This is a genomic window from Microlunatus soli (assembly GCF_900105385.1).
Lineage (GTDB): Bacteria > Actinomycetota > Actinomycetes > Propionibacteriales > Propionibacteriaceae > Microlunatus > Microlunatus soli.
Genome location: NZ_LT629772.1, coordinates 3789451 through 3805513 on the forward strand (window position 1 = coordinate 3789451; position 16063 = coordinate 3805513).

Genomic DNA, 16063 nt, shown 5'->3' on the forward strand with positions numbered 1-16063 from the left:
GTACGATGCCGGGCATGGCTCGCTTCGACAACGCTGTTCCCGGCACCCACGATCCGTATCTGGCCGCGACCGACCGCTACGTCGGCACCGACTACCGGCCGGTCGGCCGATCGGGGCTGCTGCTGCCGCCGATCTCGCTCGGGCTCTGGTACAACTTCGGCGACGACAAGCCGTTCGCGACCCAGCGTGAGATCCTCCGGTACGCCTTCGACCACGGCATCAGCCACTTCGACCTGGCCAACAACTACGGTCCGCCGTACGGGTCGGCGGAGGAGAACTTCGGCCGGATGATGATCAAGGACTTCGGCCCGTATCGGCACGAGATGATCATCTCCAGCAAGGCCGGCTGGGACATGTGGCCGGGACCGTACGGGCAGCTGGGCGGGCGGACCTACCTGCTGAACAGCCTGGACGAGTCACTGCGCAGGATGAATCTGGACTACGTCGACATCTTCTACAGCCACCGCTTCGACCCCGACACGCCGTTGGAGGAGACGGTCGGTGCCTTGGATACCGCGGTCCGTTCCGGCAAGGCACGGTTCGTCGGCATCTCCTCCTATTCCGCCGACCGGACCCGGGAGGCGAAGCGGATCGCCGATGCGCTCGGCACGCCGCTGGTCATCCACCAGCCGTCGTACTCGATGGTCAACCGGTGGATCGAAGGCGGCTTGACCGACGCGTTGGACGAGCTCGGGATGGGGGCGATCGCGTTCACCGCGCTGGCCCAGGGGATGCTCACCGACCGCTTCACCAGTGCGGCGCGGGGCACGCAGGGATCGTCCCGGCCGAGTTTCAGTAACGATGCTGCCCAGGATCCGAGGGTGATCGAACGGATCGACGCGCTGGCCGCGATCGCCCAGCGGCGGGGACAGTCGCTGGCCCAGCTGGCGCTGGCCTGGGTGCTGCGGCGGCCGACCGTCAGCTCCACCCTGGTCGGTGCATCGAGCGTGCAGCAGCTGGCGGAGAACCTGAAGGCACTGGACAACCTGAACTTCGATGACGCCGAACTCGCCGAGATCGATCGGTACGCCGTGGACGAGTCCGCGGTCGACAACTGGCGGTCGGTTTCGGAATCCTGAACCCGGCTGAGTTCCCGGACCACCTGACGGGAACGGGCACCCGGACAACCACGGCGACACCTACGATGCCCGTCATGCCACGTTTCGACGCTCCCGTTCCCGCAACCCACGATCCGTATCTGGCGGCACCCGACCGCTATGTCGGCACTGACTACCGGCGGGTCGGGAACTCCGGCCTGCTGCTGCCGCCGATCGCCCTCGGCCTGTGGCAGAACTTCGGCGACGACCGGCCGTTCGCGACCCAGCGCGACATCGTCCGGTACGCCTTCGATCACGGCATCAGCCACATCGATCTGGCCAACAATTACGGCCCGCCGTTCGGTTCGGCGGAGGAGAACTTCGGCCGGATGATGATCAAGGATCTGGCGCCGTACCGGCATGAGCTGATCATCTCCAGCAAGGCCGGCTACGACATGTGGCCCGGACCCTATGGTCAGATGGGCGGCCGGACCTACCTGCTGAACAGCCTGGACGAGTCGCTCCGCCGGATGAATCTGGACTATGTCGACATCTTCTACAGTCATCGGTTCGACCCCGACACCCCGTTGGAGGAGACGGTCGGTGCCTTGGATACCGCGGTCCGCTCCGGCAAGGCACGGTTCGCCGGAATCTCCTCCTACTCAGCCGATCAGACCCGGGAGGCGAAGCGGATCGCCGACGCGCTCGGCACACCGCTGGTCATCCACCAGCCGTCGTACTCGATGTTCAACCGGTGGATCGAGGACGGGCTGACCGACGCGCTGGACGAGGCCGGGATGGGGGCGATCGCCTTCAGCTCGCTGGCCCAGGGGCTGCTCACCGATCGCTTCACCAGCAAGGCCCGCGGCAACGGCACCGCGGTACCGTCCCGGAGGCAGAGCGTCAACGACACCGCAGCCAACGACCCGGCCGTCGTGGAGCGGGTCGACGCACTGGCCGAGATCGCGGCACGACGCGGTCAGACGTTGGCCCAGCTCGCCCTGGTCTGGGTGCTGCGACGGCCGACCGTCACCTCGACGATCATCGGCGCCTCCAGCGTCCAGCAGGTGCAGGAGAACCTGAAGGCGTTGGACAACCTCGAGCTGGACGAGGGCGAGCTGGCCCAGATCGATCGGTACGCCGTCAGCCGCTGACCCGCGAACCGGCGGTCAGGTGCCCTTGCCGCGTTGCAGGATCTCCTTCAGGTAGGCCCCGTAGCCGGACTTCGCCAACGCCGCGGCTCGGTCGGCGAGCTCGGCGTCGGTGAGGAAACCCTGTCTCCAGGCGACCTCCTCCGGAGCGCCGACCTTGAGACCCTGCCGGGCCTCCAGGGTGCGGACGAAGTTGCCGGCATCGTTCAGTGAGTCGAAGGTGCCGGTGTCCAGCCAGGCGGTGCCCCGCGGCAGCACCCCGACCTGCAACTTGCCCAGGTCCAGGTAGTGCCGGTTGACGTCGGTGATCTCGTACTCACCCCGCGCCGACGGCTTCAGCTCGGTGGCGATCTCCAGCACGTCGTTGTCGTAGAAATACAGCCCCGGAACGGCGTAGTGCGACCGCGGTGCGACCGGTTTCTCCTCCAGCGAGATCGCCTGCTGCTGATCATCGAACTCGACCACGCCGTAGCGTTCCGGGTCGGTGACCCAGTAGGCGAACACGGCGCCACCGTCGACGGTGGCAAAGCGTCGCAGCTGGGTGCCCAGACCGGGCCCGTAGAAGATGTTGTCGCCGAGCACCAGAGCGACCGGCTGATCACCGACGAAGTCCTTGCCGATCACGAACGCCTGGGCCAGGCCGTTCGGCTCGGCCTGCACGGCGTAGCCGATCGAGACGCCGAACTGCGATCCGTCGCCGAGCAGCCGATGGAAGCTGTCCGCGTCGTGGGGTGTGGTGATCACCAGGATGTCGCGGATGCCGGCGAGGATCAGCGTGGACAGCGGATAGTAGATCATCGGTTTGTCGTAGACCGGAGTCAGCTGCTTGCTGACGCCCAGCGTGACCGGATGCAGCCGCGTGCCGGAGCCACCGGCCAGGATGATGCCTCGCATTCGCCCCAGTCTGCTGCAACTGGAGCCCCGGGGCGAGCGATTCGCCTAAACTCCCGACCGTGACTTCCTATCTGGTGACCGGTGGCGCGGGCTTCATCGGCTCCAACTTCGTGCACCACCTGCTGTCCCACACCGACGCCACGGTGACCGTGCTGGACAAGCTCACCTACGCCGGCAACAAGGCGTCCCTGGAGGGGCTGCCGGCCGACCGGTTCAGCTTCGTGCACGGCGACATCTGCGACGTCGAGCTGGTCGATCAGCTGGTTGCCGATCATGACTGCGTGGTGCATTACGCGGCGGAGTCGCACAACGACAACTCGCTGTCCGACCCGTCGCCGTTCGTGCAGACCAACCTGGTCGGGACCTTCGCGTTGCTGGAGGCGGTCCGCCGGCATGACGTCCGCTATCACCACATCTCCACCGACGAGGTGTACGGCGATCTCGAGCTGGACGACCCGCAGCGTTTCACCGAGGCGACGCCGTACAACCCGTCCAGCCCCTACTCCTCGACCAAGGCCGGCTCCGACCTGCTGGTCCGGGCCTGGGTCCGATCGTTCAAGCTGTCGGCGACGATCAGCAACTGCTCCAACAACTACGGTCCCTACCAGCATGTGGAGAAGTTCATCCCGCGGCAGATCACCAACGTGCTGGACGGCGGCCGGCCCAAGCTGTACGGCGCCGGGCAGAACGTCCGAGACTGGATCCATGCCAAGGACCACAGCGCGGCGGTGCTGAAGATCATCGAGTCCGGCCGGATCGGCGAGACCTACCTGATCGGTGCCGACGGCGAGAAGAACAACACCGAGGTGGTGCAGCTGATCTTGGAGCTGCTCGGTCGGCCGGCCGATGCCTATGATCACGTCACCGACCGGGCCGGACACGACCTCCGCTACGCGATCGACTCCGCCAAGCTCCGTGACGAGCTCGGTTGGCAGCCGCGGTTTGCCGACTTCCGCTCCGGGCTGCAGGCCACCATCGAGTGGTATCGCGAGCACGAGTCCTGGTGGCGACCCCAGAAGCAGGCCACCGAAGCCGGCTACGCCGCCAAGGGCCAGTAGCACCATGACCGATCCGACCGTCGAGACCACGCCCGTTCCCGGCCTGTTGATCATCAACCTGCCGCTGCACGGCGACAACCGTGGCTGGTTCAAGGAGAACTGGCAGCGGGAGAAGATGATCAAGCTCGGGCTGCCGGACTTCGCCCCGGTGCAGAACAACATCTCCTTCAACGCCTCCCGCGGCGTCACCCGCGGACTGCATGCCGAGCCGTGGGACAAGTACGTCGCGCTGGCCACCGGTCGGATCTTCGGCGCCTGGGTCGACCTGCGGGCCGGTGACTCGTTCGGCACCGTCTACACCCACGAGCTCGGCCCGGAGACGGCGATTTTCGTCCCGCGCGGCGTGGCCAACGGCTACCAGACCCTGCAGCCGGATACCGCCTACAGCTATCTGGTCAACGAACACTGGAGTGCCGAAGCGCGGTCGCAGTACACCTTCCTCAACCTGGCCGACGAGACGGTCGGAATCGACTGGCCGATCCCGCTGGCCGAGTGTGAGCTTTCCGAAGCGGACAAGGCCCATCCGCCGTTGGCAGACGTGCAGCCGATGGCGCCGAAACGGACGGTGATCATCGGGGGCAACGGCCAGCTCGGTCGCGCGCTGGCAGCGATCATGCCCGACGCCGAGGTGACCGACCGGTCGACACTCGACCTGTCCGATCCGGACTCGCTGGCGAAGTTCGACTGGCGGTCCTACGACGTGGTGATCAACGCCGCCGCCTACACCGCCGTCGACACGGCCGAGACCCACGACGGCCGGATCGCCGCCTGGGAGGTCAACGTGACCGGGGTCGGCGCGTTGGCCGAGATCGCCCGCGAACACCGGCTGACCCTGGTGCACGTCTCGAGCGACTACGTCTTCGACGGACTGCTGCCGACCCACGACGAGACCGAGCCGCCGTCCCCGCTCGGCGTCTACGGCCAGACCAAGGCCGCCGGTGATCAACTGGTGGCCGGCGTGCCGCGGCACTACATCTTGCGCACCAGTTGGGTGATCGGTGACGGCGGCAACTTCGTCGCGACGATGGTCAGGTTGGCCGACGCCGGCGTCGAACCGACCGTTGTGGACGACCAACTGGGCCGGCTCACCAGTGCGGCAGAACTCGCTCGGGCCATCGCGCATCTGATCGACACCGGGGCCGAGTACGGGGTGTACAACGTCACCAGCGACGGTGAACCACGTTCCTGGGCCGATCTGGCCACCATGATCTTCACCGCCAGGGGACGACCGGCCGATGCGGTGACTCCGGTCAGCACCGAGGCCTACGCCGCCGGCAAGCAGCTCGCGCCACGGCCACGGCACAGCACCCTCGACCTGACCAAGATCAAGTCGACCGGATTCGTCCCGGTCGACGGTGACCGTGCGCTGGCCGAGCTGCTGACGGCCATCGATCACCAGGGATAGCCGCCGCCGGTCTCCCGGCGGAACACCCCGGTCAACTCGTCCTCGGCCAGCACCTGTTCGGCGATCCGTCGACCGCCGTCTGCGGGACTGTCGGTGCCGGTGTTGTTGTTCAGGTCGGTGGCCACGAAGCCAGGGGAGAGGGCGTTCACCCGGATCCCGTCGGCGGCCAGCCGCGTCGCGTAGATGACGGTGACGGCGTTCAGTGCTGCCTTGGAGCTGTTGTAGGTCAACAGGGTGCGATACTGCGCATACTCCGAGGTGGGATCGGTCAGGAAGGTGAAGGTCCCGAGGCCGCTGCTGACGTTGCCGATCAACGGTCGGGTTCCGTTGCGGAGCAGTGGTATCAGGCTGTTGATCAAGGACACCGGTCCGAACACGTTGGTCTCGTAGGCGGTTCGGAGATCGTCCCTGCTGACCTCCTCCGGTGTCCGGCCGAGATCCACGGTGGTGACGGCGTTGTTGATCAGAATGTCCAGACGGCCGTACTCGTCTCTGATCAGCTCGGAGGCTGCGGTGATCGTCTTTTCGTCGGTGAGGTCGAGTGGCAGATAGCGGACATCGAGGCCGGTGGCTCGCAGCGTGTCGGCGGCTGTCCGGCCGCGGCCGGGGTTGCGGGCGCCCATCAACACGGTATGGCCGGCGGCGCCGAGGGCACGGGCGGTCTCGTACCCGATGCCCTTGTTGGCGCCGGTGATCAGGATGATCTTGGAATCAGTCATGTCCTCCAGCGTGCGGCGATATCGCGGATCGCGGGAGAGCGGCGTCGATGCTGGTGATCGGCAAGGTGGTATCGCCGATGCCATGGTGCGATCGCCGGGTCGGGGGCAGGATGGCGGGCGTGGACGCTATCGATCGCACCGAGCTGGGATCCTTCCTGCGCCGATGCCGGGAGAGGATCCGTCCCGGCGACGTCGGCCTGGAGATCACCGGTCGACGCCGGACCCCGGGCCTTCGTCGGCAGGAGGTGGCGCAGCTCGCCGGGATGTCGATCGGCTACTACATCCAGTTGGAGCAGGGGCGAGGACCACGGCCGTCCGCACAGATCGTCGAAGCACTGGCTCGGGCGTTGCGAATGTCCGACGATGAGCGCGGCTACGCTTCCCGGCTGGTCGGCGTGCAACCACGGCGGCCGGACTGGATGCGTCGCGAGGTCCGTCCCGGCATCCTGCACGTGTTGGACCAACTCACCGACGCCCCGGCATTGGTCTGCGATGCGGTGTTCGACGCGCTGGCCTGGAACCGGATGGCCGCGGCGTTGCTGCCCGACTTCCTGGCGCCGTCGGCGACGGACCGCAACGTGATCTGGCGGCACTTCGCCGACGACGGCGGCACCGAACGGATCGACCCCGTGGACCGTGCCCGCTTCGGGCGCGAGCTCGTCGCGCAGCTCCGCGTCGCGGCGGCACGCTATCGCAGCGATCCCGCGGTGACCGGACTGGTCGAAAGGCTGCAGCAGCACAGCGAGGAGTTCCGTACGTTGTGGGAGGCCCAGGATGTCGGCTCGTCGCACTCGACGATCAAGCGGATCGACCATCCTGCCGTCGGCCCGCTGACACTGGACTGCGAGGCGTTGCACGATCCCGACCGCGACCAGTGGATGATCATCTACACCGCCCGACCCGGGACGCCTGACCGCGACGCGTTGCGGCTGCTGGGGGTCGTCGGCACCCAGCAACTGACCGAGTAACCTCTCAGGACGGCGGTGTCGACGACGAGGTGGCCGGAAGGTGAGTTACGGATGTGGGCGTATCGACTGTCCGGGCCCGAACGCTTGGAACGGATCGAGGTCGCCGAACCGGATGACCCTGCCGACGGGGACGTGGTGGTCCGCTTCGGCACCGGCGGCATCTGCGGCAGCGATGTGCCGAAATTCCATCGTGCCGAACTGCATTCCGGCCGGGATCTGGTCGGTCCGGGCTGGCCGCTGCACGAACTGACCGGCACCGTTGCGCTGTCCCGCTCGCCGCGGTTCGCAACCGGCGATCGGGTGGTCGGCTTCGTCCGTGGGGCGGCCGGGCTGGCGGAGTATCCGCTCTGCGACGCCGCCCAGCTGGTGCCGGTCCCGGCCGACGTGGCGGCCGAACGCGCCGTCGTCATCCAGCCGTTGGCCACCGTGTTGTACGCCGTCGACCGGCTCGGTGATGTGGCCGGCAAGCGGGCCGCAGTCCTCGGCCTCGGCTCGATCGGGTTGTTGTTCGCCGCGGTGCTGTCGGCCCGTGGTGCGCAGGTCACCGGCGTCGACCCCATTGATCGCGTCGCCGTCGCCGAGCAGTTCGGGATCGGTGAGCTGGCGACCACGACCGCCGAGGCCTGGGCGACCGGGCTCCCGCCGGCGCAGCGTTTCGACGTGTGTGTCGAGGCGGTCGGTCACCAGACCGCGACCCTGCCGGCCGCGTTCGAGGCGGTTGCGCCCGGTGGTCAGGTGTACGCGTTCGGCGTACCCGACCATGATCATTATGAGTTGCCGTTCCGCGGCTTCTTCGGCAAGGCCGCGACTCTGCTGACCGGTGTCACCGGCGAATGGGCGCCGTCGCTGGCCGCCGCCGCCCGCTATCTGGCCGAGCGGCCGGCGCTGGCCGACGGCTACATCACCCACCGGTTCGGGATCGACGCCGCCCAGACCGCGTACGAGACCGCCAGCCGGTCCGAACCCGGCCGGCTCAAGGTCGTGATCGACGCGCCCTGAGCGGCCCGGCAGCAGCTATCAGACGGCGAACACCTGGGAGTCGTCGACGAATGCCTTGAACTCCAGCGCGTTGCCGGCCGGATCGAGCAGGAACATCGTCCGTTGTTCGCCGGTCTCACCGGCGAAGCGCACGTAGGGCTCGATGACGAATTCGGTATCCGCGGCGCGCAGCCGGTCGGCGAGTTCTTCGAAGGCCTCGACGGTCAGGACCAGCCCGAAGTGCGGCACCGGGACGTCGTGGCCGTCGACGGGGTTGTGGATCCGTTCGGCGCGGGCCGGGGCCAGGTGGGTGACGAACTGGTGGCCGTGCAGGTTCCAGTCCACCCAGGTGTCGGAGCTGCGGCCCTGTTGGAGGCCGAGCGTCTCGCCGTAGAAGCGGCGGGCGGCGTCCAGGTCGTCGACCGGGACGGCGAGATGGAAACGGGGGATCGGGGAGTCGAGGACTGTCATCGGGGTGAGTTCCTTCCGTCTGGCGACCCGCACCGGGCTGATGTCGCAATGTTGACATTAGCGTGAATGTTAACATTGCGACATGGAGGCGACCCAAGCCAGCGACGACCGCGCAATGGCTCCGGCGCGTCGTCGTGGGCTGGCGGACGAGGTCGCCGACCGGATCCGGGAGGCGATCTTCACCGGTGCCTACCCGCCCGGGGCGCCGCTGCGCGAGGTCGAGCTCTCCGCGGTGCTGCAGGTCAGCAGGGGACCGGTGCGTGAGGCTCTGCGGGGGTTGGAGCACGAAGGCCTCGTACACTCCGGCTGGCACCGCGGGACGGTGGTCACGACACTGTCCGCCAAGGATGTTGCCGAGTTGGACAGCCTGCGCGGCGCGCTGGAAGACCTGGCCGTGCAGCAGGTGATCGCGCACGCCTCGGACGACGACCTGGCCGTCATCGAGCGAGCCGCCGGCGGCATGGACGGGACCACGGACCCGCACACCATGGTCAGTCAGGACATCGCCTTCCACGACGCCGTCTTCGTCGCCACCGGCCACCGACGCCTGGTCGCGGGTTGGGACGCGATCCGCTGTCAGGTCCACCTGTTCCTGCTGACCCGCATCGGTCTGAGTACCGAGGACTACCTCGGCAGCATCCCGCCGGAACACCAGGCGCTGGCCGCGGCTCTGCGCGCTCGCGATCCCGACACCGCCCGCGCGTTGTTCGCGGCCCACCGCCGGCACGCGGTGGACATCGTGTCGGCCGATTGATGATTCGTCATGGCCGGCCGATGATCGACCAGGAGGGTTCCCAGCTGCCCTCCAGCGGCTGGCGACGGGCCGGAAATCCCTGTGTGCGCAGGAGATCCACCGCCGGATGCCGATTGTCCCTGCGGACGATCAACGAATGCGGATAGATCGGCACCGGTCGGACCAACCGGAGGCAGCGCAGGTCGTAGGCCGGTGGCCACAGCAGATTGCCCACGTCGCCGATCACGGTGACCAGCGTGCTCGACTCCGCGACGGCCTCCAGCAACGGCTCCGCGCCGTGTGTCGGGTCGAGTCGATCGATCCGCAGTCCGAACATCGCCGCGAACTCCTCGTAGTAGATCGTCCACTCGCCACCGTCGACGTTGCCAGGCATCCAGATCGGATAATCCGCCAGCTGGGTCGGGCGGACGGCCGCCTCGGCGGCCAGCCGATGGCGCGGTCCGATCAGGGCCGTGACCTGCTCGTCCAGCACCCTTGTGGCGGTGACACCGCGAGGTAGTCGTCGAGCCGGCAGCGGAACGGCCCGCAGCGAGACGTCCAGGGTGCCGGCCGCGATCGCCGCGATCGCCGCCGTGACGTCGGGTAACTCGACGACGTCCAGCGACACCTCGGGATGGGATCGATGGAAGTCCCGGACCAGCCGTCCGGGCAGCACTCGGCGGTTGGGGACGTCGATCCGGAACGGACGGGTGTCGGCCCGTACCGCGGCCGCGGCAACTCCGGCGACCCGGACCACCTCGCGGGCGTGTGGCAGGAATGCTCGCCCGTCGACGGTCAGCTCAATGCCACGCGGTGTCCGTGTGAACAGCCGGACGCCGAGCCGACGTTCCAAAGCGGCGATTCGCTTGGACACCGCCTGCTGGCTCAACGACAGCTCCGCCGCGGCCAGCTGGAACTGACCGACGTCGGCCGCCACCACGAAGGTACGGACGGCGTCGAAATCCATGGCGACACAGTAGTTCGAGCCGACCCGACAGATGGTTGTGGCGCGACAGCTCACCGGTTGTTTGTCGACGGCTGATCGTTGCTGGTTCGCTGCCCGTATGCGACACCTTCGGTTGTGCCTGTGTCGACGCGAAGCCGCAGAACCGAGGAGTGTCGGTGCCGGGGACTAGCGTCGGATCTCCACGGCGTGACTCACGCCCAACCTCCGCAGATCTACCCCCAGCGCAGATCAGCTCCAGGAGGCAAAAGGACCTCGAGGTCTTGGGTCGCTGTCGACGATCCACTGCTGTGTCCTTGGGAGGCGAGATGACAGCTCGACCGACGAGCGATTCGTTCGTCCATCTGCACGTCCATTCGGAGTATTCGATGTTGGACGGTGCGGCCCGGATCGATGATCTGATGGCCGGTTGCGAGCAGATGGAGATGCCGGCGATCGGGCTGACCGATCACGGTTTCCTGTTCGGCGCGCACGAGTTCCATGCGGCGGCGACCAAGGCCGGGGTGAAGCCGATCATCGGGCTGGAGGCGTACCTGACGCCGAAGACCCATCGCAGTGAGCGCAAGCGGGTGCGCTGGGGCGACGGCGGCGGCGACGACGTGTCCGGCGGCGGTGCCTACACGCATATGACCTTGTGGTCGGAGTCGACCGAGGGGATGCACAACCTGTTCCGGCTCGGCACCAGATCGTCCACCGAAGGGTTCTTCTACAAGCCGCGCGCCGACCGGGAACTACTCGCCGAGTACGCCGGCGGCCTGATCGCGACGACCGGTTGTCCGTCGGGTGAGGTGCAGACCTACCTGCGGCTCGGTAAGTACGACGAGGCGGTCGCGTCGGCGGCCGAGTTCCGCGACATCTTCGGCGCCGGCAACTACTACGTCGAGCTGATGGACCACGGGCTGACCATCGAGAAGCGGGTCCGCGAGGATCTGCTGCGGCTGGCCAAGGACCTGCAGCTGCCGCTGGTGGCGACCAACGACCTGCACTACGCGCACGCCCAGGACGCCGACGCGCATGAGGTGCTGTTGTGTGTCCAGTCGGGGTCGACGATGGCCGATGCGAATCGCTTCAAGCTGGACGGTGGCGGCTACTACCTGAAGTCGCCGCAGGAGATGCGGGAGCTCTTCTCCGAACTGCCCGAGGCCTGCGACAACACGCTGGCGATCGCCGAACGCTGCCAGTCCGACTTCCAGCACGGCGAGGGTCGCTACATGCCGCGGTTCCCGGTGCCGGAGGGACACGACGAGACCAGCTGGTTCCTGCACGAGGTCGAACAGGGACTCGTAGAACGCTATCCGGGCGGCGTCACGCCGGAGATCAGGAAGCGTGCCGAATACGAGTCGGAGGTGATCATCGGCAAGGGCTTCCCGGGCTACTACCTGGTGGTGGCCGACTTCATGCAGTGGGCCAAGGACCGCGGCATCCGGACCGGCGTCCGCGGCTCCGGAGCTGGATCGCTGTGCGCCTACGCGATGCGGATCACCGATCTCGATCCGTTGCAGTACAAACTCACCTTCGAACGCTTCCTCAATCCCGAACGGCAGTCACTGCCCGACTTCGACGTCGACTTCGACGAGCGGCGCCGCGGAGAAGTGATCACCTACGTCACCGACAAGTACGGATCAGAGCGCGTCGCGCAGATCGTCACCTACGGCAAGATCAAGGCCAAGCAAGCGCTGAAGGATGCGTCCCGTGTGCTGGGATTCCCGTATGCGGTAGGGGATCGGCTGACCAAGGCGATGCCGCCGCCGGTGATGGGCAAGGATCTTCCGCTGCCGAAGGTGTTCGACCGCGATCATGAACGCTTCTCCGAGGGTGGTGAGTTGCGGCAGCTCTACGATTCCGATGCCGATCACAAGACGGTGATCGACACCGCGATGGGGATCGAAGGCCTGATCCGCCAACCGGGGGTGCATGCCGCCGGCGTGATCATGTCGTCGGACCCGTTGATCGACATCATCCCGCTGATGCGGCGGGAGCAGGACGGCGCGATCATCACCCAGTTCGACTATCCGACCTGTGAATCGCTCGGTCTGGTCAAGATGGACTTCCTCGGTCTGCGCAACCTGACCATTCTCGGCGATGCCGTGCAGAACGTGAAGTTGAACCGGGACATCGATGTCGATCTTGACGAGCTCGGCCGTGATCCCAGTGACGAGGCGACCTATCGGATGCTCAGCCGCGGCGACACTCTCGGTGTCTTCCAGCTGGACGGTGCCGGTGCCCGATCCCTGCTGCGGTTGATGGAGCCGAAACGGATCCAGGACATCATGGCGACGATCGCGCTCTACCGTCCGGGGCCGATGGGTATCAATTCGCATGTGAACTACGCCCTGCGGCGCAAGGGAGAACAGCCCACCGCGTACCCGCATCCCGAGGTCGAGGAAGCCCTGCGGCCGGTGATCGAGGACAACTACGGGCTGATCGTCTATCAGGAGGACGTGATCGAGGTGGCCCGGCAGTTGGCCGGCTACACCCTCGGCCGTGCCGACATGCTGCGTCGGGCGATGGGCAAGAAGAAGAAGGCGGTACTGGACGCGGAGTACGAGCCGTTCGCCGCCGGGATGACAGAACGCGGCTTCTCCGAGGCCGCGGTCCAGGCGGTCTGGGATGCGATGATGCCGTTCGCCGACTACGGCTTCGGCAAGGCGCATGCGGCGGCGTACGGGCTGGTGTCGTATTGGACGGCCTACCTGAAGGTGCACTATCCGTGCGAGTACATGGCCGCGGTGTTGGAGTCGGTGAAGGACGACAAGGACAAGATCGCGATCTACCTGTCGGAGTGCCGCCGGATGGGGATCCAGGTGCTGCCGCCGGACGTCAACGAATCCGAGGCCCGCTTCACCCCGGTCGGGTCCGACATCCGCTTCGGGCTGACCGCGATCCGCAACGTCGGCGGCAACGTCGTCGAGGGGATCGTCGCCGCGCGCAAGGAGAAGGGCAAGGCGACCGGCTTCTACGACTATCTGGACCGGATCCCGCTGGTCGCGGCCAACAAGCGGGTCACCGAGTCGTTGATCAAGGCCGGCGCCTTCGACTCCTTCGGTGACAGCCGGCGCGGGCTGATGGCGGTCTACGAATCGGCGATCGACGGTGTGCTGGAGCTCAAACGCAACGAGGCGAACGGCCAGTCCGACCTGTTCGGCGAGCTGCCGGCCGATGCCGCGCCGGTGCAGGGTGAGGTTGCCGCGTTGGAGGAGTGGGACAAGCGGACCAAGCTGGGCCTGGAGCGGGAGATGCTCGGGCTGTACGTCAGTGATCATCCGCTGCTCGGCCTGGATCATCTGCTGGAGCGGGAACGGGATCTGTCGATCGGCCGGCTGATCGCCGACGACGGCCCGCGGGACGGCATGATCACCATTGCCGGGATGATCACCTCGGTGACCCGGAAGACCACCAAGCGTGGCGACGTCTGGGCGATCATCGCGGTGGAGGATCTGGAGGCTTCGGTTGACGTATTGCTCTTCCCGCGCAGCTACGACCTGGTCTCCACCGTGCTGCAGACCGACACCGTGGTCACGGTGCGCGGCAAGATCGCGGTCAAGGAGAGCACGGTCGAGATCCACGCCGACGAGTTGACCCTGCCCGATGTCGATCAGCCCACGGACGTCGAGCCGCTGACGATCCTGCTGCCGTCGACGCGCTGCACCCCCGAGGTCGTCGAGGATCTGCGCAGCATCCTGCTCGCCCACACCGGGCCGACCGAGGTCCGGATCCGGCTGGTGACGAAAGAGAAGCGCTACCTGCTCCGGTTGGCGGCCGAATTGAACGTCACCGTGAACCCTGAGCTGAAGGGTGATCTGAAGGCGCTGCTCGGCCCGTCGTGCCTTTCCTAGAAACCTCCGCCGTCACCGAGCCGGAACAGCAGGTCGCCGGAGCCGTCCGCCGCGGGAATGTCCACCGGGAGCCTGCCGGCAGGGTTGACTGCTCCGGTGATCACCCGGACGACCGAACGCATCGACACCGGGTTGTAGGAGTAGGTCGCCAGGTAGGTCGTGACGTCGGGCAGGTGGGCGATGTCGTACGGCTCGGCGACGGCGATCACCACGACCGGGACACCGGTCCGCTGCAGGGCAGCGATCAGCTTGATCTGGGAGTTGTCGCCGTCCCTGATCTTGTAGCTGGTCACCACCACCACGTCATGATCGGTTGCCGCGTCGGCCGCTGCCGTGATCGCGGCATCCGTCGGGGCGGAGCCGGTCGTCAGGAGGGTGGTCGTCGCTCCGAGGTCGGTCAGTGCGGCGGACAGCGTCTTGCCGGTGGTGACGCCGTAGCCGGTGACCAGGATCTTTGTCTCCTTCGGTCTGATCGGGAGGGTCGCGTCGCTGTTCACCAGCAGGGTGTGGGTGTGATCGGTGATGTCGTCGGCGGCCGCGAGGTGATCCGGTGTCCCGACCACCCGGTCGATCGCGCCCAGATCGACGGTGGGGTTGGCGACCAGGCCGTTGCGATACTTGAGATTGAGGACCCTGGCGACCTTGGCCCGCAACTCGGCCATGGTCAGTCGGCCGGAGTCGAGTGCCTCGTTGATCGCCCGGGTGGCGACCTGTGGTGCCGGTGCCATCAGCAGTTGATCAACACCGGCTTCCAGAGCGCGGACGGTGGCCTCGGCATCGCCGTACTTTTCGCGGACACCTTCCATCGCCATCGAGTCGGTGATCACCACGCCGTCGAATCCCAGCTGTTGACGCAGGATGCCGGTCATGATCGGCCTGCTCAGCGTCGCGGGATCCTCAGCTGGGTCGAGCGACGGCACGACGATGTGCGCAGTCATGATCATGTCCACCCCGGCGGTGATCGCCGCTGCGAACGGCGGGCGGTCGATCCGTTCCCACTCCGCCCGGCTGTGATGGATCACCGGCAACCCGGTGTGGCTGTCGTCGACGGTGTCGCCGTGGCCCGGAAAGTGTTTGACGGTGGCGATGATCCCGCCGTCGTCCTGATAGCCCTTGACCTGGGCCGACACCAGAGCGGCGGCCAGGGTCGGATCGGAGGAGAACGACCGGACGCCGATCACCGGGTTGAGCGGATTGACGTTGACGTCGGCATCCGGTGCGTGATCGGTGGTGATCCCGATCGCCTTGAGCTCGGCGCCGGTGATCCTGGCAGCGGTCCGGGCCGACGTCTCGTTGCGGGTGGCGGCGACGGCCATCGAACCGGGGAACTGCGTGGCCGGCGGCCCGACCCGGGTCACCACGCCCATCTCCTGATCGGTGGTGATCTGCAGCGGTATCCGGACCTTGGTGCCACCGGTCAGCGACGCGGCCTGCAGGTCGTTGGACAGTGCGCCGATCTGTTGCGGGTCGGCCAGATTGTCCGACCAGGCGAAGTAGATGACGCCGCCGAGATGGTAGGTCTGCACCACCTCGGCCGGGGTGGCGACGCCGTACAACTCGGTGTTGCGGTCGTCGCTGGTGTCGGCGGTGGCGCCGTAGACGTAGCTGATGATCAACTGGCCGATGATCTCGTCGCGGGTCATCCGGGCCAGCGTGCTCCTCACCCAGCCGTGTTGACCGGCCGCAGCCGGTCGGGCCGTGGCGGAGATCGCGACGCCCGCAGTCGTCGCAGCTGCGGCGGCAAGGAAGCGACGGCGGTTCGGACTGGGCGGCACAGGCATGGGCACCTCAGGCATGGGCGTCTCCCTCGACGACGGCGTTCACCCGGAACGACAATATTTACCTGCAA

13 protein-coding genes are annotated in these 16063 nt (G+C 67.0%); 8 read left to right on the forward strand and 5 right to left on the reverse strand.

The annotated features are described in order from the left end of the window. Positions 1–14 precede the first annotated feature (14 nt). Both BLU38_RS17385 and BLU38_RS17390 read left to right on the forward strand, forming a co-directional pair. The gene (locus BLU38_RS17385) at positions 15–1079 is read left to right on the forward strand and encodes an aldo/keto reductase (RefSeq protein ID WP_091532643.1); all 1065 of its coding nucleotides are present in this window, start codon (positions 15–17) and stop codon (positions 1077–1079) included. A gap of 74 nt (positions 1080–1153) precedes the next feature. Continuing rightward, entirely contained in the window at positions 1154–2191 is a 1038-nt protein-coding gene (locus tag BLU38_RS17390) for an aldo/keto reductase (protein WP_091526774.1), read from the forward strand. A gap of 15 nt (positions 2192–2206) precedes the next feature. Here the strand turns inward: BLU38_RS17390 and rfbA are convergent, their stop codons facing one another. Next, the gene (gene rfbA / locus BLU38_RS17395; protein ID WP_091526775.1) at positions 2207–3082 is read right to left on the reverse strand and encodes a glucose-1-phosphate thymidylyltransferase RfbA; all 876 of its coding nucleotides are present in this window, start codon (positions 3080–3082) and stop codon (positions 2207–2209) included. A gap of 59 nt (positions 3083–3141) precedes the next feature. On the opposite strand from rfbA, the gene rfbB reads away from it, so the two are divergent. Together rfbB and BLU38_RS17405 are read left to right on the forward strand one after the other, a co-directional pair. Further along, positions 3142–4140 (forward strand): dTDP-glucose 4,6-dehydratase, encoded by a 999-nt coding sequence (gene rfbB / locus BLU38_RS17400; protein WP_091526776.1) that lies wholly within the window; start codon positions 3142–3144, stop codon positions 4138–4140. Positions 4141–4144: 4 nt separating this feature from the next. Then, positions 4145–5545, forward strand: a complete 1401-nt coding sequence (locus tag BLU38_RS17405) for a sugar nucleotide-binding protein (protein WP_091526777.1) — start codon at positions 4145–4147, stop codon at positions 5543–5545. On the opposite strand, the gene BLU38_RS17410 is transcribed toward BLU38_RS17405, so the two are convergent. Then, positions 5533–6264, reverse strand: coding sequence for an SDR family NAD(P)-dependent oxidoreductase (locus tag BLU38_RS17410; protein WP_091526778.1), 732 nt, complete (start codon positions 6262–6264; stop codon positions 5533–5535). The two genes, BLU38_RS17405 and BLU38_RS17410, sit on opposite strands and share 13 nt — an antisense overlap. A gap of 119 nt (positions 6265–6383) precedes the next feature. Here BLU38_RS17410 and BLU38_RS17415 point away from each other — a divergent pair, with 119 nt between their 5' ends. Then, positions 6384–7232, forward strand: a complete 849-nt coding sequence (locus BLU38_RS17415) for a helix-turn-helix transcriptional regulator (protein WP_091532646.1) — start codon at positions 6384–6386, stop codon at positions 7230–7232. A 51-nt stretch (positions 7233–7283) separates the two neighbouring features. Beyond that, a complete protein-coding gene (locus tag BLU38_RS17420; RefSeq protein WP_091526779.1) occupies positions 7284–8231 on the forward strand; it encodes a zinc-binding dehydrogenase in 948 nt (315 codons plus the stop codon). A gap of 18 nt (positions 8232–8249) precedes the next feature. Here BLU38_RS17420 and BLU38_RS17425 read toward each other — a convergent pair whose 3' ends face one another. Beyond that, the gene (locus BLU38_RS17425) at positions 8250–8681 is read right to left on the reverse strand and encodes a VOC family protein (RefSeq protein WP_091532648.1); all 432 of its coding nucleotides are present in this window, start codon (positions 8679–8681) and stop codon (positions 8250–8252) included. 82 nt (positions 8682–8763) lie between these two features. Here BLU38_RS17425 and BLU38_RS17430 point away from each other — a divergent pair, with 82 nt between their 5' ends. Next, positions 8764–9435 carry a GntR family transcriptional regulator gene (locus BLU38_RS17430; RefSeq protein WP_197679753.1) on the forward strand — a complete coding sequence of 224 codons (672 nt, stop codon included), beginning with the start codon at positions 8764–8766 and terminating at the stop codon, positions 9433–9435. A 7-nt stretch (positions 9436–9442) separates the two neighbouring features. On the opposite strand, the gene BLU38_RS17435 is transcribed toward BLU38_RS17430, so the two are convergent. Continuing rightward, the gene (locus BLU38_RS17435; protein WP_091526780.1) at positions 9443–10381 is read right to left on the reverse strand and encodes a LysR family transcriptional regulator; all 939 of its coding nucleotides are present in this window, start codon (positions 10379–10381) and stop codon (positions 9443–9445) included. Between the two features lie 305 nt (positions 10382–10686). On the opposite strand from BLU38_RS17435, the gene dnaE reads away from it, so the two are divergent. After that, a complete protein-coding gene (dnaE, locus tag BLU38_RS17440; RefSeq protein WP_091526781.1) occupies positions 10687–14214 on the forward strand; it encodes a DNA polymerase III subunit alpha in 3528 nt (1175 codons plus the stop codon). On the opposite strand, the gene BLU38_RS17445 is transcribed toward dnaE, so the two are convergent. Then, entirely contained in the window at positions 14211–16010 is a 1800-nt protein-coding gene (locus tag BLU38_RS17445) for a glycoside hydrolase family 3 protein (RefSeq protein WP_231919894.1), read from the reverse strand. The genes dnaE and BLU38_RS17445 overlap by 4 nt on opposite strands. Positions 16011–16063 lie beyond the last annotated feature (53 nt).